The sequence below is a fragment of the Bradyrhizobium sp. sGM-13 genome, from assembly GCF_018398875.1.
Classification (GTDB): Bacteria; Pseudomonadota; Alphaproteobacteria; order Rhizobiales; family Xanthobacteraceae; genus Bradyrhizobium.
Genome location: NZ_JAGWDK010000058.1, coordinates 1 through 21,106, shown reverse-complemented (window position 1 = coordinate 21,106; position 21,106 = coordinate 1). Strand labels below are relative to the sequence as shown.

At 62.8% G+C, this 21,106-nt stretch carries 17 protein-coding genes; 5 read left to right on the top strand and 12 right to left on the bottom strand.

Annotated features, from left to right (window positions below):
- Nucleotides 1–160: 160 nt before the first annotated feature.
- Nucleotides 161–1,186 (top strand): TetR/AcrR family transcriptional regulator C-terminal domain-containing protein, encoded by a 1,026-nt coding sequence (locus KJQ96_RS35850; RefSeq protein WP_213290864.1) that lies wholly within the window; start codon nt 161–163, stop codon nt 1,184–1,186.
- A 38-nt stretch (nt 1,187–1,224) separates the two neighbouring features.
- Here the strand turns inward: KJQ96_RS35850 and ntrC are convergent, their stop codons facing one another.
- Genes ntrC through dusB form a run of 3 tightly spaced genes read right to left on the bottom strand, consistent with a single transcriptional unit; the run spans nt 1,225 to nt 4,850 of the window.
- Nucleotides 1,225–2,667, bottom strand: coding sequence for a nitrogen regulation protein NR(I) (ntrC, locus tag KJQ96_RS35845; protein ID WP_213290863.1), 1,443 nt, complete (start codon nt 2,665–2,667; stop codon nt 1,225–1,227).
- A gap of 9 nt (nt 2,668–2,676) precedes the next feature.
- On the bottom strand, nt 2,677–3,852 hold the full coding sequence (locus KJQ96_RS35840; RefSeq protein WP_213290862.1) for a nitrogen regulation protein NR(II): 1,176 nt from the start codon (nt 3,850–3,852) through the stop codon (nt 2,677–2,679).
- Nucleotides 3,849–4,850: a tRNA dihydrouridine synthase DusB gene (dusB, locus tag KJQ96_RS35835; RefSeq protein ID WP_213290867.1), complete on the bottom strand. Its 1,002-nt coding sequence runs from the start codon at nt 4,848–4,850 to the stop codon at nt 3,849–3,851. Before dusB ends, KJQ96_RS35840 begins: the two co-directional genes overlap by 4 nt.
- A 285-nt stretch (nt 4,851–5,135) precedes the next feature.
- Between dusB and KJQ96_RS35830 the strand changes: the two genes are divergently transcribed.
- Both KJQ96_RS35830 and KJQ96_RS35825 read left to right on the top strand, forming a co-directional pair.
- Nucleotides 5,136–6,317, top strand: coding sequence for a bifunctional 2-C-methyl-D-erythritol 4-phosphate cytidylyltransferase/2-C-methyl-D-erythritol 2,4-cyclodiphosphate synthase (locus tag KJQ96_RS35830; protein ID WP_213290861.1), 1,182 nt, complete (start codon nt 5,136–5,138; stop codon nt 6,315–6,317).
- A gap of 1 nt (nt 6,318) precedes the next feature.
- A complete protein-coding gene (locus KJQ96_RS35825; RefSeq protein WP_213290860.1) occupies nt 6,319–6,921 on the top strand; it encodes a CinA family protein in 603 nt (200 codons plus the stop codon).
- 7 nt (nt 6,922–6,928) lie between these two features.
- Here KJQ96_RS35825 and KJQ96_RS35820 read toward each other — a convergent pair whose 3' ends face one another.
- The 5 genes from KJQ96_RS35820 to lipA all read right to left on the bottom strand — a co-directional run bounded on the left by KJQ96_RS35820 (nt 6,929) and on the right by lipA (nt 11,675).
- Complete coding sequence (locus tag KJQ96_RS35820; protein ID WP_213290859.1) at nt 6,929–8,602, bottom strand: thiamine pyrophosphate-binding protein; 1,674 nt, start codon at nt 8,600–8,602, stop codon at nt 6,929–6,931.
- Nucleotides 8,603–8,710: 108 nt separating this feature from the next.
- Complete coding sequence (locus KJQ96_RS35815) at nt 8,711–9,625, bottom strand: NAD(P)-dependent oxidoreductase (RefSeq protein ID WP_213290858.1); 915 nt, start codon at nt 9,623–9,625, stop codon at nt 8,711–8,713.
- Nucleotides 9,626–9,687: 62 nt separating this feature from the next.
- Nucleotides 9,688–10,161, bottom strand: a complete 474-nt coding sequence (locus tag KJQ96_RS35810) for a type II toxin-antitoxin system RatA family toxin (protein WP_213290857.1) — start codon at nt 10,159–10,161, stop codon at nt 9,688–9,690.
- Nucleotides 10,161–10,700 carry a DNA topology modulation protein gene (locus KJQ96_RS35805; RefSeq protein WP_213290856.1) on the bottom strand — a complete coding sequence of 180 codons (540 nt, stop codon included), beginning with the start codon at nt 10,698–10,700 and terminating at the stop codon, nt 10,161–10,163. Before KJQ96_RS35805 ends, KJQ96_RS35810 begins: the two co-directional genes overlap by 1 nt.
- A gap of 15 nt (nt 10,701–10,715) precedes the next feature.
- On the bottom strand, nt 10,716–11,675 hold the full coding sequence (gene lipA, locus KJQ96_RS35800; protein WP_213290855.1) for a lipoyl synthase: 960 nt from the start codon (nt 11,673–11,675) through the stop codon (nt 10,716–10,718).
- A 174-nt stretch (nt 11,676–11,849) separates the two neighbouring features.
- On the opposite strand from lipA, the gene KJQ96_RS35795 reads away from it, so the two are divergent.
- A complete protein-coding gene (locus KJQ96_RS35795) occupies nt 11,850–12,455 on the top strand; it encodes a DNA-3-methyladenine glycosylase (RefSeq protein ID WP_213290854.1) in 606 nt (201 codons plus the stop codon).
- Nucleotides 12,456–13,326: 871 nt separating this feature from the next.
- Here KJQ96_RS35795 and KJQ96_RS35790 read toward each other — a convergent pair.
- From KJQ96_RS35790 to KJQ96_RS35775, 4 genes are all read right to left on the bottom strand, one after another.
- On the bottom strand, nt 13,327–15,441 hold the full coding sequence (locus tag KJQ96_RS35790; protein WP_213290853.1) for a xanthine dehydrogenase family protein molybdopterin-binding subunit: 2,115 nt from the start codon (nt 15,439–15,441) through the stop codon (nt 13,327–13,329).
- A complete protein-coding gene (locus KJQ96_RS35785) occupies nt 15,438–16,415 on the bottom strand; it encodes a xanthine dehydrogenase family protein subunit M (protein ID WP_213290852.1) in 978 nt (325 codons plus the stop codon). The genes KJQ96_RS35790 and KJQ96_RS35785 overlap by 4 nt, the downstream gene beginning before the upstream one ends.
- 2 nt (nt 16,416–16,417) lie before the next feature.
- Nucleotides 16,418–17,044, bottom strand: a complete 627-nt coding sequence (locus tag KJQ96_RS35780) for a (2Fe-2S)-binding protein (protein ID WP_249734941.1) — start codon at nt 17,042–17,044, stop codon at nt 16,418–16,420.
- Between the two features lie 186 nt (nt 17,045–17,230).
- A complete protein-coding gene (locus KJQ96_RS35775) occupies nt 17,231–17,980 on the bottom strand; it encodes a helix-turn-helix domain-containing protein (protein WP_249734939.1) in 750 nt (249 codons plus the stop codon).
- Nucleotides 17,981–18,668: 688 nt separating this feature from the next.
- Between KJQ96_RS35775 and KJQ96_RS35770 the strand changes: the two genes are divergently transcribed.
- Nucleotides 18,669–20,975, top strand: a complete 2,307-nt coding sequence (locus tag KJQ96_RS35770) for a carbohydrate-binding domain-containing protein (protein WP_213290851.1) — start codon at nt 18,669–18,671, stop codon at nt 20,973–20,975.
- The last annotated feature ends 131 nt before the right edge of the window (nt 20,976–21,106 follow it).

Genomic DNA, 21,106 nt, shown 5'->3' with positions numbered 1-21,106 from the left:
AGCTATACGCTGAGCAATTGCTGGGACTGCTGAGGGAACCGCTCTACCAGGCACTCATGCTGACTCCTGCAATGCGCCAGGAAGGCGCAGCCGCCGACCGCGTCAGAGCCAGGATCGAAAGCTTCATTCATGGATGCGCGAGCACGAGGAGCATGAAGCGATGAGCGCAGCTAATGATATTGCCCACTCGAGACGGTTTTGGCTGAGGAGAAATAGAGAGATTCCTTCAGGACTAAAGATCGTCGGCGATGTCCCCCCGGACCTGGCGAACAGCATCGACGAGGACGGATCCCTCGTAACTGTCGATGCCGCCGACTGGATCGTCTGCTTCGTACCCGGCCTTCGACGGCAATGGTGGCATCGGTTCGTCCATCATAGGCATAAGCATGTCTTCGCCATGCGGCCCACGAGCACGGGCAGTTGGCTGCTCGTGGAGCCGTGGTGGACGCGTATGATGGTCACGATCCTGCCGCCCGCCGATGCCGTCAGATTTCTGCGGTGGGGGGCCACAGGCGACATCCTTCGCGTCCGCGAAGCGGTCCCCGGTAAAGCGAGCCAGATTCGCGGCTGGTCCAACTGCGCGGTTCTTTCGGCGTTCCTGCTGGGGCGATCGAGCTGGGCATGGACGCCGCACGGTCTCTACCGGCAATTACTCCGCGAAAAATCAACGCGTCGCGAGAACGTACAGCAACTTCTCGTCGACCAGTTCACCAAAGTCGTCAGCCATTACTCGTCCAACGCACTGAGTGTCAGTGCCGACCAACTTTCTTTGCCACTCAGGGAACTGCTCATCATCATTGGACGCAATCTTCTCGAGACGATGATGACCCCGTCGTTGCTGGAGGTTTGTTACACAGCCATCCTCGAATCGGACCGCTACCCAGACGCGACGCAGGCCTATGCGCAACATGGCCCTACGCCGGCCATCGCAGTCCTTACAAAAATTCTCTCGAAAGCGAAGCAGGACGGCGAGGTCGATCTCGCGGATTGCGAAGCCGGGGCCCGCCAGTTTCTCGGAATGCTCCACGGAAACATTCACCTGGAAGCTGTGCTTCAACTCGGCGAGATACCGACGCTTTCCCAAATCGATTTGCGCGCGCGCATCGCGGTGAAAGTCTTTCTCGACGGTGCCGAGCCTGACGAGACGTCAATCTCCGCACGAGGCGTGGAGATCATCGCGCAATGATCACCCGCTGTTATTGCAGCGAGCGGCCGATGCAATCCCTAGCCGCCGCTCCGATAGACCTGAATGTCGAGATCCCTGATCTTCTTCCGTAGCGTGTTGCGGTTGAGGCCGAGCAGGTCGGCCGCGCGAATCTGGTTGCCGCGCGTGGCCGCCAGCGCCGCGGTGAGCAGCGGTACCTCGATTTCCTTGAGGATGCGGTGGTAGAGGCCCGGCGGCGGCACGCCGTTCGGAAAGCCCGAGAAATGCGAGGACAGGTAGGCCTCGACCGCGCCCCCGAGGTTTTCGACGCCCATCGGGGCGTTGGCGCCCGAGGTGACCGCCGGCGGCGCCAGCTCACCATCGATCACCGAGGCCGTAATGACGTCCTGCGGATAAAGCGCGGCCAGCCGGCGCGCGAGGTTTTCGAGCTCGCGCACGTTGCCAGGCCAACGGTGCTGCTTGAGCCGTTCCAGCGCCAGCGTGTCGAGCTTCTTCGGCGGCAAACCGTCCTTTTCGGCGAGCGAAAAGAAATGCCTGATAAGATCGGGCAGATCCTCGATCCGTTCACGCAGCGGCGGCAGGCGCAGAGGCACCACGTTCAGGCGGAAGAACAAGTCTTCCCGGAACAGACCCTGCTGGATCAGGATGCGCAAATCCTTGTTGCTTGCCGCCACGATTCGTACGTCGGTCTTGATCGGGGTACGCCCGCCGACGGTGGTGTATTCGCCCTGCTGCAGCACCCGCAGCAACCGCGTCTGCGCCTCCATCGGCATGTCGCCGATTTCGTCAAGAAACAGCGTGCCGCCTTCAGCCTGTTCAAACCGGCCTGAGGCGCGGGTGTTGGCGCCGGTGAACGCGCCCCGCTCGTGGCCGAACAACTCCGATTCGATCAGATCGCGCGGGATCGCCGCCATGTTGACGGCGACGAACGGGCCGTTGCGGCGCTTGCCGTAGTCGTGCAGCGCGCGGGCAACCAGCTCCTTGCCGGTGCCGGACTCGCCGGAAATCATCACCGTGAGGTCGGTCTGCATCAGCCGCGCCAGGACCCGGTAGATCTCCTGCATCGCCGGCGAACGGCCGACCAGGGGAATCGAATCGAATTCACCCTCGTCCGCTGCGCTCGCCACCCGCTCCTTCGGCTCGGCCAATGCTCGGCCAACGATGGTGATGAGTTCCTTGAGGTCGAACGGCTTCGGCAGATATTCATAGGCGCCGCGTTCCGACGCCCGGATTGCCGTCATGAAGGTGTTTTGGGCGCTCATCACGATGACGGGAAGGTTCGGCCGCATCTTCTTGATGCGGGGCAGGAGATCGAACGCGTTCTCGTCCGGCATCACCACATCGGTGATGACGAGATCGCCCTCGCCCTGGCTCACCCAGCGCCACAGCGTCGCGGCGTTCCCGGTCAGGCGTACTTCATATCCGGCGCGCGAAAGCGCCTGGTTCAAAACCGTGCGGATGGCGGTGTCGTCATCGGCAACGAGTATGCTACCTGCGGGCATTGCTATTCCTCATCTTGCGTCCTGTGAGGCAGGCGGCAGCGTACCCGGAACGCCGTCGCGGTTGCTTTGGTCGAACTGTTTGGCGGGATTGAACATCGGCATCAGCACCCGGAACGTTGTCTTCCGCGGCTGGGATTCGCATTCGATGATGCCGCCATGGTCGCCGACGATTTTGGCAACCAGGGCGAGACCCAGCCCGCTCCCGGTCTGCTTTGTCGTCACGAAGGGATCGAACAGGTTCGGCAGCAGGTCTTCCGGCACGCCGGATCCATTGTCCTTGACGCAGAACTCCAGCGGCAACGATACCCGCGATTTCTTGCCCGGCACTGACAGGCGGACGCCGGGACGAAAGGCGGTGGTGAGCTGGATTTCCGCATCGCTGCCGAGATCGGCGACGGCTTCAGCGGCGTTCTTCACGAGATTGAGGAAGACTTGAATGAGCTGGTCCTGATTGGCCAACACCGGCGGCAACGACGGGTCATATTCCTCGATGAAACGGATGTTGCGGGCGAAGCCGGATTGCGCCAGCCGTTTGACGTGGTCGAGCACGGAATGGATGTTGACTGGCCCGCGCGCCACCGGGCGGTCGTCGCCGAACACTTCCATGCGGTCGACCAGGGTGACGATGCGGTCGGCCTCATCGCAGATCAGCCGCGTCAGCATGCGGTCTTCGGACGAGGCCGCCTGCTCCAGCAATTGCGCCGCGCCGCGGATGCCGGACAGAGGGTTCTTGATCTCATGCGCCAGCATCGCGGCCAGCGCGATTACCGAGCGCGCAGCGCTCCGGTGCGTCAACTGACGGTCCATCTTGTCGGCGATGGTGCGCTCCTGCAGCATCACGACGATGTGGCCGGGCCGTTCGGTGAGCGGCGCGACGTGCAGGTCGACCTGGCGATCGCCGCCGATGCGAGGCGTGCCGAGATCGACCTTGTATTCGTTCACAGGCGAGCTGCTCGATCGCACCTGCTCGATAAGCGCCAGTAGTGGACTGCCGAACGGCACCAATTCTTTCAGCGACTGCCGCCGCAGGAACTGCGTCGAAATCTCGAAGAAGGATTCGGCCGCGATGTTGGCGTCGACGATGCGGCCGTCCGGCGCCACCAGCAGTACCGGGTTGGGCAGCGCGTTGAGAATGGCCTCGCTTTCGGAGGGCACGGCGCGGCGATATTCTGCGGCTGAATTCATGCAGCAGCACTCCATGAGAAATCGTCGAACGCGTCCTGCAGCGAGCGGTGGACGCGGTGCGGATCCTCCGACGTCAGAATTTTTTGCCGCCAGCCCTTCAGCGTCTCCGCCGGCGCGCGGCTGCGCTGCGCCGCGATCTCCAGCGCCCAGCCGAGATGCTTGCGCGCATGCTTGAGCCCGATGCGCACCCCGTAATGGCTGCAGATTTCGTCGTAGAGTGCGCGCACATGCGCGAGTTGTTCGGCCAGCGACGGCGCAGTCTCAGCCTGTCCGGTCTCAAGCCGACGGCCGATCTGACCCGGCAGCCAGGGCTGGCCCTGCGCACCGCGCCCGATCATCACGGCGTCCGCGCCCGACACTTCCAGTGCGCGGACTGCCTGCTCGAATGAGGTGATGTCGCCGTTGACGACGAGCGGCACGGAAACCGCGTGCCTGACCGCGCGCACGGAGGTCCAATCGGCGATGCCCTTGTAAAACTGGCAGCGCGTGCGCCCGTGCACGGTGATCATCTGCACCCCGGCGGCTTCCGCGCGGCGCGCCAGCTCGGGTGCGTTGAGCGAGCGATCGTCCCAGCCGAGCCGCATCTTCAGCGTCACCGGCACCTTGACCGCCGCGATCGTGGCTTCGATCAGATTGAGCGCATGATCGAGATCGCGCATCAGCGCCGAGCCGGACTGGCCGCCGGTGACATGACGCGCCGGACAGCCCATGTTGATGTCGATGATGTCGACGCCGGCGGCCTCCGCAACCCTCGCCCCCTCCGCCATCCAGTGCGCCTCGCAGCCCGCGAGCTGAACGACATGCGGTCCGACACCGGCTGTCTCGCAGCGCAGAATCGACATCGGTCTGCCGTGCACGAGTTCGTCGCTGGCGGTCATCTCGGAGACGACCAGTCCGGCGCCGAGCGTGGCGGCAAGGCGTCGAAAGGGGGCATCGGTGACGCCGGACATCGGCGCCAGAAGGACCCGGTTGGCGACAGCAATCTCGCCTATTTTCAACGGCTTAGAGCGTGAACTTTCCGGGCCGGTCACGGCGTTCTCTTGGTTAGGGCGGCGGCGTCATTGCAACCGTCGGCGCATATTGTGAGCACAAATCTTGGGCAGTCAAGCTTCTTGCCTACACTTTAGACAGATCTATCATTTGCGCAAGTGCACTGCAACAAAAACTGCTTTTCCCACAGCTTGTGGGAATCGCTCTGTTTTTCCCCATTCGGCGTGGTAAGGGCTGTGCGCCAGCACACCCGCCCTCTCACTACCCCCGATTCGTTTGTATTTTGAGTGCAGATGCCCAGACCTGAGCGTACCGCAGCCATTCTCGTCGCAGCCGGACGCGGGCTTCGCGCCGGCGCCGGGGGACCCAAGCAATATCGCGAGCTCGGTGGGCAGACGGTGATCTTCCGCGCCATGCAAGCGTTCAGCCGGCATCCAGACATCTTCGCCGTGCAACCGGTGGTGAATCCCGATGATGCCGCCCTCTTCAACGAAGCCGTCGCAGGGCTGCGCTACAAGCCGCCCGCGAATGGCGGCGCGACACGTCAGGCCTCGGTGCATGCTGGACTCGAGGCGCTGGCTGCGGACAAGCCCGACATCGTCCTGATCCACGATGCCGCGCGTCCCTTTGTGACCTCGGCCGTGATTTCGCGCGCGATCGATGCCGCCGGCCGCACCGGCGCCGCGGTCCCTGCGATCCAGGTCACAGACACAATCAAGCAGGTCGACGATACCGGCAACGTCGAGGCAACACCCGAACGCGCACGGCTGCGAATCGCGCAAACGCCGCAGGCGTTTCGCTTCGATGTCATTCTCGATGCCCATCGCCGCGCCGCGCGCGACGGCCGCAGCGACTTCACCGACGATGCGGCGCTCGCGGAATGGGCGGGATTGACGGTGGCGACCTTTGAAGGCGATCCTGCAAACATGAAACTGACGACGCCTGAGGATTTCATTCGTGAAGAGGCCCGGCTCGCCGCCCAGCTCGGCGACATCAGGACCGGCACCGGCTATGACGTGCACGCCTTCGGCGACGGTGATCATCTGATGCTCTGCGGCGTACGGGTGCCGCACGTCAGAGGCTTTCTCGCCCATTCCGATGGCGACGTCGGCCTGCACGCCCTGGTCGACGCCATCCTCGGTGCGCTGGCCGACGGCGATATCGGCTCGCACTTTCCGCCGAGTGATCCGCAGTGGAAGGGTGCAGCGTCGGACAAATTCCTCAAATATGCCGTCGATCGCGTCGCCGCGCGGGGCGGCCGAATCGCCAATCTCGAAGTCACGATGATTTGCGAGCGCCCGAAGATCGGGCCGCTGCGCGATGTCATGCGCGCCCGCATCGCCGAGATCACCGGGCTCAACATCTCGCGCGTTGCGGTGAAGGCGACGACCAGCGAACGGCTCGGCTTTACCGGCCGCGAGGAAGGCATCGCCGCAACCGCGAGCGCCACCATCCGTCTCCCCTGGGGCGAGTAATATGAGCGGCAGCGACGCCCGCGCCCTCTCCCGCTCGCTGCTCGATTTGTGCCGGATGCGTAAGCTGACGATCGCGACGGCGGAGTCCTGCACGGGTGGCCTGGTCGCCGGCGCCCTCACCGACATCCCCGGCTCGTCGGATGTGATCGACCGTGGCTTCATCACCTATTCCAACGAAGCCAAGCGCGCGATGCTCGGCGTCAAGGCCTCAACACTCTCGACGTTTGGTGCGGTCAGCAAGGAAACTGCGACCGCGATGGCGGTCGGCGCGCTGGAAAAGGCCGGCGTCGATCTTGCGGTATCGATTACCGGCATCGCTGGCCCCGGCGGGGCCACGCCGGGCAAGCCGGTCGGCCTCGTGCACTTCGCGGTTGCGTCGCGCGACGGCAAGATCCTGCATCGCGAATTCCGCTTTGGCGCCATTGGCCGCACCACTGTGCGCCAGCGCTCGGTCGTGGAAGCGCTGCGCATGCTAATGGAATTGGCGCGCGGACCACAGCCGCCCGTCAAGCCGCGACGCGAAACGATGAGCCGGCTACGCCCACGGGTGGCCCGTACGCCGCGGCGCAGCGCCGTCAAACGGCGCCGACCGACGCGGCCATAAACCAGTATCAAACCGCCGCGGCCAAAGCCTTGGCGCGCGTTTCGCTCATCGAGCTCACCGGCGTCAACGCCTCTGGGCTGATCGAAAGCTCGATGATGGCCGGAAGGCCACTTGCGACGGCTTCGTCGAACGCACGCGCGAAATCCTCAGTACGCTCGACATATGCTCCGAAGCCGCCACAGGCGCGCGCCAGTGCGGCAAAGTCGGGATTGGCCAGATCGGTGCCGGAGACACGGCCGGGATATGTCCGCTCCTGGTGCATGCGGATCGTTCCATACATGCCGTTGTTGCAGACGATCACGATCAGCGGCAGCCGGTTTTCGACCGCGGTCATGAACTCCAATCCGGTCATCTGGAAGCAGCCGTCACCGGCGAACGCGATCACGGTTCGCTCCGGATGCAGCAGCTTGGCGGCAACGGCCGCGGGCAACCCATAGCCCATCGATCCCGAGGTCGGCGCGAGTTCGGTACGAAATTGCCGATAACGCCAGAAACGGTGCACCCAGACGGCATAATTGCCGGCACCGTTGCAGATGATGGTGTCAAGGGGCAAGCGATCGCTCAAACCGCGCACGACCTGCGAGAGCTGCACGTCGCCGGGCGACCGGGTCGGCTCCGTAAAGGCGAGATAGTCGGCATGCGCCGCCTTGACATAGTCGGCGCGCAATTGATGCTTCGGCTCCAGCCGCTTGATGGCGGCTGCAAAGGCTGCGCTGCTCGCGACCACGCCGAGCGTCGGCGAGTAGACGCGGCCGATCTCTTCCGGGTCGGGATAGATGTGAACCAGCGGCTGCTTCGGTTTCGGAATGTCGAACAGCGTGTAGCCGGATGTGGTGGCCTCCCCCAGCCTCGCGCCAAGCGCGATCACCAGATCGCTGGTTCGGATCCGCTCGGCGATTTTTGCGTCGAGACCGATGCCGACATGGCCGCCATAGGCCGGATGCAGATTGTCGAAATAGTCCTGGCATCGGAACGAGACGCCGACTGGAACCTCGTGCGTGGCGGCAAATGTTTCGAGATCGCGGCGGGCCTGATCGCTCCATCCGCCGCCGCCGACGATCAGGAACGGCCGCTTCGCCTCCGACAGCAGCGCATGGAATTGCCGCAAGGCGCCGTCATCGGGCGCGACCGCAATCGGATTGTAGGGCGGCGCATCCGCCACTTCGGCGGTGTCGGTGAGCATGTCCTCGGGCAGCGCCAGCACGACCGGGCCGGGACGGCCCGAGGTCGCGGTGAAGAAGGCGCGCGAAATGAACTCGGGAATCCGCCGCGCATCGTCGATCTGGGCGACCCATTTCGCCATCGGTCCGAACATCTGGCGATAATCGATTTCCTGGAACGCCTCGCGCTCCATCATGTCGCGTCCGACCTGGCCAAGCAGCAGGATCAGCGGCGTCGAGTCCTGGAACGCGACATGGACGCCGGAGGACGCATTGGTGGCGCCGGGGCCGCGGGTGGCGAACACGATGCCGGGCCGTCCCGTCAGCTTGCCATAGGCCTCCGCCATCATGGCGGCGCCGCCCTCCTGCCGCGCGTTGATGAACCGCACGCGTTGGCTCTGGTAGATGCCGTCGAGGGCAGCCAGGAAGCTTTCGCCGGGCACCCCGAACACGGTATCGGCGCCGTGCAAGGCCAGTTGCTCGATGAGAATATGGCCACCAGTTCGAAGATTTGCTTCCATCGCCTTGTCCTTCCGTTCGGCGTTACGGATTTGGGACCGGCTTAAAGACTGGCGTCGGCACCAGCAACCGGTTTCCTGCGAAATCAGATATGCGGCTGGGCATTTTCCCTATTGTTGCTCCTTCGGTCCTACCCGTGCCTCTACGCCAGTCACGGCCTCGTAAGCCTTGATGACAGCGGTGCAGGACTCGCCGTCGTGCCCGAGCAGTGCCGCCTGCCGGTAGGTCTGGTGCACGGCCTCAGCCATGAACCCGGGCAGACCCGCCTCCTCCAGCCAGCGCGCATAATAGCGGACATCCTTGCGGGCGTTCGCCAGCGACATCAGCGGGGTGAAGTCGCCATCAAGCGTGGCCTGGCCGTAAAGATCGAGCATACCGCTCTTGCCGCCGGCCGCCGAGATGATGCGGATGAGTTGCGAGAGGTCGAGCCCGTCCTTGGCCGCGAGCGCAAACCCTTCGCACCACGCGGCCACGTTGGCGAAGGCGATGTAGTTGTGAATGAGCTTGAGGCGGATCGCGTGCCCCAATGGACCGATGTGGAAGATGTTTTCAGCATAGAGCTCAAAATAGGGCCTGAGGTCGTCGAGCAGGTCGCGCTCGCCGCCGAACAGAACGTTGACCTTGCCGATGTCAGCGTGTTTTGGAGTCCGCGTCATCGGTGCTTCGGCGTACCGGCCGCCCGCCGCGCGCACCATGCGGTCGAGTTTTGCGACTATTTGCGGGCTGCCTGTGGTGTGATCCACGATGATGAATCCCGGTGCCGGACCGGCGAGCAGCCCATCGCTGCAAGTCAACAACGCTTCGACATCCTCGGCCTCGTTAACGCAAATCATCACGATGCGGCAATTGTCACGAATTTCCTGAAGTACGCTGGCAGCGGTCGCGCCGAACGATTTGGCAACGGCCACAGCCGCCGGGTTGAGGTCATAGGCGGTGACCGCCACGCCCTTGGCAACGAGGTTCTTGACCAAGCCTCGCCCCATTCCACCGAGGCCGATAAAGCCAACGCGTTCGAGTGTCGTCATTTCAACCGTTCCGTTGTTGTTTCCTGGATTCTTTCCGAGAGCCGATCGCGCCGAGTTGCGGCCTAGCCTCGGGTCCTGCTGGCGGGCTTGCCGTAAATCACGTCCGCCCGCTTTTCGAACGCGGCGGCAAAACGCTGGAAGGCCGTATCGAACATCGTCCCCATCAGCATCGCCAGCATCCGGCTCTTGAATTCATAGGACAGGAAGAACCCGACCTCGCAGTCGGTTTCGGATTTCGGTTCGAACGTCCAGCGGTTTTCCAGATTGCTGAAAGGACCCTTCAAATACTCGACCATGATTTTCAGGTTCGGCCGGTCCAGCGTCACCCGGCTGGTGAAGGACTCCCGTACCAGCTTGAAAGATACCGTCATGTCGGCGACGACGACTTCAGTGCCGTCAGCCTTCTGCGTGCGCTGCCGGATCCTCAGCGATTGGCACAGCGGCACGAACTCCGGATAGCGCTCGACATCGGCGACCAGATCGAACATGTGCGACGCGGTATGATGAACCCGGCGCTTGCTGGAAAAGCGAGGCATCAGTGAATACTCGCCCGGCTTAGCTTCACCGTAATTTCCTTCAGGTAGTCGTCCGCCTGCATCCGATCGGTAAAGCAGACGAACGATTGATCGGCGCGCAGTCCCTGAAAATACTCCAAAAGTTTCGGCCGCTGTTGCCGGCGGTAGGTCCAGACGTATCGAAAGAACTCGAAGTCGATTCTCTCGGGACAGCCCTCGGCCATTTCCGGGCGAACACGGCCGTAGCTGCTAGCGATTCGCTTCATGATGCCGAACATGCAGGTCCTGCGCGGCAAGTCGAACCAGATGACGGTGTCGCTGACCTCGCGGCGCAATTCGCCGGCGCCGTACCTGGTGTAATTGCCATCGATAACCCATTGCGGCTGACGCGCAACCTCGGCCACGCGCTGTCCGAACTCGGCATTGTCGGAAGTGGCCCAGCCGGGCCTCCAGTACAACGCATCCAGCGAAATAAAGGGAATGCCTGTTATATCCGAGAGCCGTCTGGCAAATGTCGATTTGCCGGACCCCGACGACCCCATAACAAGAACGCGTTGCATTGGTTCAATCCAAGCCTAGCGGGCCCGTGCGACGCGGGCCGCTTGGAGCTTGGCAAAATCCTCACCCGCATGATGCGACGAGCGGGTCAGCGGACTGGCCGACACCATCAGAAAACCCTTGGTATAGGCGACCTTCTCGTAGCCCGCGAATTCGTCCGGGGTCACGTAGCGCATCACGGCGTGATGCTTGCGGGTCGGCTGCAGATACTGCCCGATGGTCAGGAAATCGACTTCCGCGGAGCGCAGATCGTCCATCACCTGCAGCACCTCGTGGCGCTCCTCTCCGAGGCCAACCATGATGCCTGATTTGGTGAAGATCGTGGGATCGATTTCCTTGACCCGCTGCAACAGCCGGATCGAATGGAAGTAGCGCGCGCCCGGGCGTACCGTGAGATAACGCGCCGGCACGGTTTCCAGATTGTGGTTGAATACGTCGGGCTTGGCTGCCGCGACCACCTCCAGCGCGCCTTCCTTGCGCAGGAAGTCGGGGGTCAGGATTTCGATGGTCGTGGTCGGACAGCGTGCGCGAATGGCGCGAATCGTCTGCGCAAAGTGCTCGGCGCCGCCATCGGCGAGGTCGTCGCGATCGACCGAGGTCACCACGACGTGGGTCAGCCCGAGCTTGAAGGTCGCCTCCGCGACATGTTCCGGCTCATTGGCCTCGAGCGCGCCGGGCATGCCGGTCTTGACGTTGCAAAACGCGCAGGCCCGCGTGCAGGTGTCCCCCATGATCATGAAGGTGGCGTGCTTCTTGTCCCAGCACTCGCCGATATTCGGGCAGCCGGCCTCCTCGCACACCGTGACGAGGCCGTTCTCCTTGACGATCTTTCGTGTGTCGGCATAGCCGCGGGTATTCGGCGCGCGCACCCGGATCCAGTCCGGCTTCGGCGGCGACAGCGCATCCGGCCGGTTCACCTTTTCGGGGTGACGCGGGCGAACTTGGTTTACGGAGACGGTATCGACGAGAACGACCATGTTAAGTCCGGATGTTACGAGAATACCTAGCTAATCCGTGTCGCTGACGGCTGCAACTCTGTTGCGGAAGACAGCAACCCGATTGCGGAAGGCCGCATCTAGCTCGCGAAACCTAGCAGATCGTGCAAGATAATGACGAATTTCACCTGTTCCGCGAACGATTCTCACCTGAAAATGGTTCAAAACCCCAAACCTGCCGGCGCCGCCGCCCTCCGGCTCGGCAAGCCGCTGAAACGCTCGTTTTTCGACCGCAGCGTGCACGAGGTCGCGCCCGACCTGATCGGGGCAACGCTCCTGGTCGACGGCATCGGCGGCACCATCGTCGAGGTCGAGGCCTATCACCATCTGGACCCGGCCGCGCATTCGTTCCGCGGGCCAACGCCGCGCAACCGGGTGATGTTCGGCCCGCCGGGTTTTGCCTATGTCTACCGCTCCTATGGCATCCACTGGTGTGTGAACTTCGTCTGCGAAGAGGAAGGTTCGGCCAGCGCCGTGCTGATCCGTGCGCTGGAGCCGACCCATGGCCTCCCCGCCATGCGCCGCCGCCGCGGCCTGCAGGAGGAGCGCGCGTTGTGTTCGGGGCCTGGCAAGCTCTGCGAGGCGCTCGGGATCACGATCAAGCACAATGAACTGCCGCTCGACGTGCCGCCATTTGCGTTGCATGCGCGGGTGGGCAGCCTCGACATTGCCGCAGGCGTGCGGATCGGCATCACCAAAGCGGTCGATCTGCCATGGCGCTACGGGTTGAAGGGTTCGAGGTTTTTGAGCAAGCCGTTTTGATGGGTGGGCTGCGTCAGCACCACAGCTGTCGTCACCCGCGCAGGCGGGTGATCCAGTACACCGCGGCTTATCGATTCAATCACTGCCGTCTCTGGAATACTGGATCGTCCGCCTTCGCGGACGATGACAATTGGGTATGACTTCGCGATCTCGCGACATGAATTGCCCGAGGTTTTCTGAAACTTCCCGCCCTGTCTGAATGAGAGGGCGCAGGGAATGCCGGGTGCCGGCTAGCACCCGCGGTCTCGTGTGCAAATGCACTTAAGAAATGCGCACACGAGCATACAGGTACAGCCGGAGCAGCCCGGCATTCCCTGCGCGATGGGTTTACGGCTTATGCCGCGCTCTCCCTGGAGACGAATTCCTCTTGCCTCCATCACCGACAGATTAGCGGTTCATCGAACCCGGTCGGGTTTCGAAGAACCTCCGCCGGCTTGACACCAGCCACGGGTGCCAGGACCACACGGTTTTGCTGTACGCAGCTTCCTCTGCCAGAGACTTCGACCAGCCAAGTGCTTGCTGGCCAAAATTCTGACGGAGACGTTTAAGCGCCGTACGTCCTGCGCGCTGTGTTCGGCACGGCAAAGCCGCCCTGCGACCGCATCCACGCGCCCGACGCTGCCGCGTCCACCGCAACCCGCCCCAACGTTCGTGACGATGGCCAACGCCCCTCTTCTTCGGGACGGGATGGCGCAAGTTTTACCGGTGATTTGGGCATGGCGCGAAGCGGAATATTTTTGATTCCAGGGCTTGACGTGATTTCTGAAAATCAGAAGTGATTTGCCCCTCGGATGATCTGCCGGACCTTCAGCGCAAGATTGTCTGCTGTCACCGTAGTTGCACCAAGCGGACCCGGCCACTCAGGACGGAGCTACACGGTCAGCACATCTTCAATCCGGATCGGTAAGCTCCGCACGCGCTTGCCTGTGGCGTGAAAGACGGCGTTGGCGATGGCGGGGGCCATGCCGACGAGCGCGATCTCGCCGAGGCCTTTGACGCCGAGGGCGTTGACGTGTGGATCGATCTCCTCGACGAAGTGCGCTTCAAGCTGGGGAATGTCGAGATTCACGGGCAGCAGGTAATCGGCCATATGGGCGTTGACCGGGCGGCCGTCGCGCGGATCGAGGACAGTGCGTTCCATCAGCGCCATGCCCATCCCGCCGATCATGCCGCCAATGCATTGGCTCCTCGCAAGTCGCGGATTGACGACGCGGCCGATGCCATAGGCGCCCACCGCGCGGCGCAGCCGGATAGTGCCGACATCGGGATCGACGGCCACCTCCGCAAATACGGCTCCAAAGGAGTGCATCGAAAATCGGGCCGCGACATCGGGATCGCGCTGAGCCGAAGCCGTAGCCTCGATGGGTCGGCCGCCCTGAGGGCGCTTTGCGGCTTCCTCCTGCACGGCCATGCAGGCGGCGCGGATCGCAGAGCCGACCGAGGCCATCGTCCATGAGCCGCCATGGGATGGAGCCGGCGGATAGTCAGATCGGCCAAGGCTCAAACGCACCCGTTCAACAGGCAGTCCCAGCGTCTCGGCGGCCACCTGCGTCATGGACGTGTAGGTGCCGGGACCCATGTCGCTTGCTGCGACTTCAATTTCGGCGGTGCCGTCCGCAAGTAGCCGCGCCCGCGCATCCGCCGGCGCATGGAAGGCCGGATAGCTCGCCGATGCCATACCCATGCCGACCAGCAGCCGGCCATCGCGCATCGAACGCGGTTCGGGTAACCGCCGCGACCAGCCGAAACGTTCGGCGGCGAGGTCATGGCATTTCATCAGCGACCGGCTGGAGAACGGCTTGTTCTCGCCCTCATCAATCGCCGGCTCGTTGCGACGCCGCAGCTCGATCGGATCGATTCCGAGCTTGTACGACAGTTCATCCACGGCACATTCGAGCGCAAAGACACCGCTTGCCTCGCCGGGGCCGCGCATATGGTTTGGAGTGCCGATATCGAGTGGCAGCAGCCGGTAACGCGTTTGCACGTTCGGCGTGGAATACAGGAAGCTCGTGACCGAAGTCAGGGCCTCCATGAATTCTTCGTAACGGCTCGTCTCGCCCGTGCCTTCGTGCACAATGCTGGTGAGCTTGCCGTCCGCCGTCGCCCCGAGAGCCATCCGCTGCAAGGTGCGGGGCCGATGGCCCGTCATGAAGAACATCTGCTTGCGCGTGAGTACGAGCTTGACGGGACGCCCCACTTGTCGCGCCGCCACGGCCGCAAGCGTCACATGCGGCCATGTCCTGAGCGACGTGCCGAAGGCTCCGCCGATAAACGGACAGATCACCTGTATGTTCTCGGGCGGCAGGCCGAACACGGCTGCGATCTCGGCTTGTTCGTTGACGACGAACTGGCTCTTGCTCCACAGCGTCAGCCGATTGCCATTCCACGCCGCGACGGTGGCGTGCGGCTCCATTGGATTGTGGTTCTCGCGCGCGATTTCATAGATCTCGTCGACCTTTACCGGCGCGTCCGCGAGAGCGCTGTCGGCATTGCCGCGCGCGGTGTCGGCCGGCAGCCTCGCATCCGGCTGCTTCCCGGCTGCCGGAACGACAGGCCGGGCTTTTGGGTCGGCGAGATCAACGAGCGGCCGCTCGGCCGTGTAGGAGATGTGCAGCGCCGCAGCCGCGCGCTCCGCCTGGTCGAGCGTATCGGCAACGACGATCGCTACCGGTTGCCCGTAGAAGTGCACCTGGTCGTCCTGCAGCACATGCAGCCGCTCGCCTGTTGCCGGATCGATATAGCTCTTGTGCGGCGCGTATGGCAGGCGCGGCCCATTGCGATGCGTGATGACGGCAACGACGCCCGGCATCTTCTCAACCGGCGCGGTCTCGATGCCGGTCACGCGGCCGAGCCCCACCGTGGCACCGACGATCACCGCATAGGCCTGACCGCCCTGGTTGAAATCGGCCGCATAGCGCGCCGCGCCCGTGACCTTGGCGCGACCATCCACGCGCGGCAGCGGGGTTCCGATCACGTTCGTCGTCATGCGGCTTCTCCCGCCATTTCAAGAGCGCGAACGATCGTCCGGGGCAGCAGTTCGAGCTTGTAGTGATTGCCCGACAAGGGACGGGCTCCTTCGAGTGCCAGCCGGGCGGCGGTTTCGAAGATTTTGCGATCCAGTGGCTTGCCGATCAGCGCTTTCTCCACCGTGCGCAGGCGCCATGGCCGAGTACCTACACCGCCGACGGCGAGCCGCGCCTGACGGATCACGCCATCCTCGACATCGAGTGCGGCGGCGGCGGATACGAGCGCGAACTCGTAAGAGGCGCGGTCACGCACCTTGAGATAGCGCGCCCGCCGGCTGTCCGGGCCACCGGGGATCCGCACTGCGAGGATGAGTTCGCCAGGCAGCAGGGTGTGTTCGAGATGCGGCGTATCGCCCGGCAAGCGAAACAGTTCCTCGACCGGAAAGGTGCGTTCGCCGCGCGGCCCCCTCACCTGCATCGTGGCATCGAGCGCGACCAGCGCGACGGCAACGTCGGAAGGATGCGTTGCCGCGCAATGATTGCTCGTGCCGAGAATGGCGTGGCCGGCATTGAGGCCATCGATGGCGGCGCAGCCGGAGTTCGGGCTGCGCTTGTTGCAGGGCGCGTCGTGCATCCGGAAATAGGGGCATCGCACGCGCTGGAGCAGGTTGCCGCCGATGGAAGCCATGTTGCGCAATTGCGGCGAGGCGCCCTCGACCAGGCTTTCGGCGACGAGCGGGTGCAGGCGTTGCACGCCCGCGTGGGCGGCAATATCGGTCATGCGCGCGAGCGCGCCGATCACGAGATCGGAACCCTCGATGCGGATTTCGGAAAGCGGGAGCGCGTTGATATCGACAAGATGCGCCGGCTGGTCCACCTCCTCGCGCATGAGGTCGATCAACGTCGTGCCGCCGGCGATGAAACGCCGGCCGGACGATGCAGCGGCGATGGCGGCCTGGACAGAGGTCACCTTCTCGAGCGTGAATGGAAGCATGGTCAGGCCCCCTTGGCAGCGTCGGCGACCGCGGCGACGATTCCCGGATAGGCGCCGCAGCGGCAGATATTGCCGCTCATCCAAAACCTGATTTCATCCGGCGAACCTGCATGGCCTTCTGCGATGCAGCCTATTCCCGACATGATCTGTCCGGGGGTGCAGAAGCCGCACTGCAAACCGTCGTGCTCGACGAACGCAGCCTGGAGCGGATGAAGCTCGCCATTCGTTTCGAGACCCTCGATCGTCTTGATCTCAGCCCCATCATGCATCGCAGCCAGCGTCAGGCAGGAGACGATCCGCCTGCCGTTGAGAAGGACGGTGCAGGCACCGCAGGCGCCCTGATTGCACCCCTTCTTCGTGCCGGTGAGATCGAGCGTCTCGCGCAATACATCGAGCAGTGAGCGGCGGGGATCCAAGTCAAGCTCATGCTGCCTGCCGTTAACTACCAGGCGGACTCGTCCCGTGGATGCGCTGGGGGGCCGTTCAGAGATGGGTTGCGCGGCAACTTCCGAGACGGCCGCGAGAGTGGCCACTCCCCCGACCGTAAGCAGGATCGAACGGCGCGATAATCCGCCACGCTGTTCTTCGGTCTCAACAGCACCGTCGGTTAACCGCTCGTCGTTCTTCATGGTCTCTGCTCGCTTGCTGATGATCGTTCGCTGACTGAAGGGCAAGAGATTGACCGAGCCGAACAACGCGCAGCCAAGCCATCGCCTCAGATGACAGCGCGAACTAAGCATGAACCTGATAGGGTGTACCGTTCGGATATTGCGGCGACTATCGCGGTGTTGCGATGAATTGCCGCCGGGCACATCCTACCGAGCGCGTCGGAACGCCGATGGCGTCACTCCGACGATCGCTCGGAAAGCCGCGGCGAAGGCTGACGGCGTCTCGTAACCGACTGTAAGCGCGACCTCTGTGACACTCAGGCCTGAATGGACGAGGAGCTCGCGGGCGCGGCGCATGCGTTGCGCTGTCAACCATGCATGGGGGGTCTGGCCGGTCGATTGTCGAAAAGCGGTGCAGAAGTGGAAGCGGCTCAAGCCGACAAGCGTGGCGAGTTCATTGAGTCCGATAGGCTGTTCGAGGTTCTCTCGCATAAACGTCGTGACACGCCGCACCTGCCAGTCAGCGAGCCCGCCCTTTCTGACCTGAGCAGACAAGCTGCCAAATGATGAATGCTCGCGGATCAGCCGCGCGCAAAGGAGGTCGATCGCCTGCTCCACGAACAGACGGGACGATGCACTGTCCCGCTCCGCCTCGTGGCTGAGAATTTCAAGCAACCCTGCGGCCGCGGGATCGGCGAAAGCCACACGCGGAAGAATCTCGATACGTCTTCCGCCCGCAATCTCGTCGGCGCATGCCTGGAGGCGCTCCTGCGTGAGATAGACATGCGAAACGACCACGGGGCCAGCAATGTTCCAGTGGCCATCAACGCCTTTCGGAATGAGGGTGAAGGCTTTCGGGTTGGTCCGGGAAGTCAGGCGCTTGTTCTCGATCCGCCAGGATATCTCGTGCTGTCCTTCGTAGCAGCCGACCGCAACGTATCCAGCCACGCCGCGCATGTAATCCTCTTGCAGCCCACCATGCGCCCACTTTCGCGTCAGCCGCGTATCACCATGCAAAACCTCAGGCACCATTACAGGCGGCTCGTCCAAGATGCGCGCCATCTCAACGGCAGCATCGGGACTTGCGTGGCCGGCCGCAGATCGGGACAGGCCGCTCGGACTTGACCCGGCCCTGCTTCGGGTACGGAACAGCCGTTGCTCCAAACTGTCGCCCCCACCGAGCTACTACACATTTGCAAGGCCATTATGCAAAAGGACGCAGCCATTGTGTAGAAAAACATCTGTGACAATCCTGACGCGCACCCCTTGTCTGCCTACAAATTGGTCACCCCATGGTCGCGCGGTTCAGGCGAGGCCTCGGTTCTCGTGGCAGACGTCGGCCGCCTCCCCTGCCATGGCGCTATCGGTTGAATGACTCGAGTTCGCTGAGCAGGCCGTTTCGAGTTGGACTGAAATGGAAACATCTCCGTAACGTTGCGCATTGCTTTTTCGACAATCGCAACATCGACTCAATCCCGTCACGACACGCCCACGTTGAGTACGTAAGTGTGGTCTGCTGTTTCGCTTTGCGCGAGTGAAGTGCTCACAAATTGCGCTGCGTCGAACATGCGGAACACGTGGTGCATATGCGCAAATGGCGGCGCCACCAACCAGCAACAGAAAACTGCAAAAAGGAGAGCTGTAGATGGCGGGCGTGTTTCCTGTTCAAGGATTTGGATTCCTTTCCAACTACAATGGCGCATTCGTCGCCAGTTCCGCGCTGGCCGCCATGCAGTCGATCGCGGGCACGAATGCAAACTCGATCGAGCTGGCTCCGCGGCTCTTTATGCAAACGAGGACGTCGAATGATGTTTTCGCCGAGCCCAACAAGACCGAGAGCGACGCCAATATCCTGCAGGCCATTGCAAATGCCGGGGCGATCGGCCTTTCGGTCACGCTGAAGCCCATGGTCTCGGCCCTCGATGGCTCGCTTGCATACGTGCTCAATCCGAGCGATCCCGCCGCATTCTTTGCCTCCTACAAGAACCACATGGTTCACATGGCGGAGCTCGCCGAACAAGCAGGCGTCAGCATGTTTGTGATCGGCAATGAGCTGGGCAAACTATCCGGACCCCAATATCGAAGCTACTGGGTCGACCTCATCGATTCCATACGCGCCGTGTTCCACGGCGAGATCACCTATGCGGCCGCAACCGACGAAGCCATCAATGTCAGCTTTTGGGACAAGGTCGATGTCATCGGAATCAATGCTTATCCGCCGCTGACGACGAAAACGGACCCGACCGTCGAGGAGATGGTCAATGCGTGGAACACCATGTCCACCGACGACTACTGGGCGAAGATGATGAACCACATGTCGCCGGTCGATTTCTTCCATTCCCTTGCCTTGCAGTACGATAAGCAGGTGTTCTTCACCGAAACCGGCTACCGCAGTGTCGACGGAACCAATATCAGCCCGGGCGGCTGGGCCGAGAGCACGACGCAGGATGTCCAGGAGCAATACGATGCCTTCAACGCCTTCTTTCAGGTGTGGGGATCGGAAGGCGGAAGCTGGTTCAGGGGCGCGTCGATCTGGAACTGGGATACGAACAACAAGTATTCTCCGATCGGCTATTCACCCTCAGGCAAGCCTGCACAAGGGTTGATTACCGAATGGTACGGAGGTCAGCACCAGCCGCCCGGCCAAACCCTAACGGGCTCTCCCTCCGCCGATTTGATTGATATCGGCGGCGGCAATGACGTGCTGTCGGGCGGGGTCGGCAACGATACGATCAAGTCAGACGGGGGCGACGACACCATTACCGGCGGCCCCGAAATAATTCCGAAACTCGCGGAGACTACCGTCACGGTTACGGGCTACAGTTCCGTCGTCGACGGCGTCGGCGCCAAAATGCAGTTCCTCATCAATGGGCAGCAAATCGGCAGCACGGTCGAATTCCGCGGCGCGACCGATCCATCGGGTTTCCAGACCTTTACATTCACATTCGCCAACCCAGCTACCGTCTCCAGCCTCGATCTCGCCTTCATCAACGATATCGCCAACGCCAATGGCGACCGCAACCTTTATATCAAGGACATCACCGTCAACGGCGAGCATCTTGCCGTGTCGGAAGGGGTCAATCCCAGTTCGCCGGGGACGTGGAACCTCTACCAGAACAAGTCCATCCACTATGACATGACTGCTCGCCAGGACCTGTTCTTCGGGTCATCGACGGACAATGACAGCCTTGACGGAGGAATAGGTAAGGACGTGATCAACGGCGGCGCCGGGACGGACACGATCCAGGGCGGCGCGGGCAATGACACCATCAATGGTGGCCCCGGCGCGGACGCGATCCACGGCGGGGCGGATGACGACGCGATCAACAGCGGCGCCGGCATCACTACGGCGACCGATCAGCTCTATGGCGACGACGGCAACGACATCATCAAGGCCAGCACCGGCGATACCGGCGCCCTGCTCGACGGCGGCAGCGGCAAAGACCAGCTCTATGGCGGCTGGGTAGCCAATGTCCTGAATGGCGGTGACGACAATGATTATCTCTCCGGCGGCGGCGGACTGGATACGATGCACGGCAACGCTGGCGACGACCAGCTCAAAGGCGGCCCGGCGGCAACCCAAATGTTTGGAGACGACGGCAATGACAGCTTGCAGGGCGGCACGGGCAGCGAGTTCCTGTATGGCGGCAGCGGCAACGACCGGCTGATCGGCGCTGGCGGAAACGATTATCTGGCCGGCGGCACCGGCAACGATACCTTCGTGTTCGCCCCTGGCCTCGGCAAGGACACCGTCGCCGACTTCCAGAACACCGATGGCGTGCAGGATATCATTCAGTTCAGCAAAACCGTGTTTGCCGACTTCAGCGCGCTCCAATCGCACATGGCCGAGGTTGGCACCAGCGTCGTGATCACGGTCGACGCCAACAACACGATCGAGATACAGAACAAGACAATGAACCAGCTCCACGCCACCGATTTTCTGTTCGTGTGAGGCTGGTCGAGGGCAAGCGCCGACAACCACGAACTGGGTGCGCTCCCTCTCCCGCTTGCGGGGGAGGGTTGGGGTGGGGGTGTCTCCGCGGGCGACACTGCCCGAGCGGAGAGAGCCCCCACCCGGCGCGT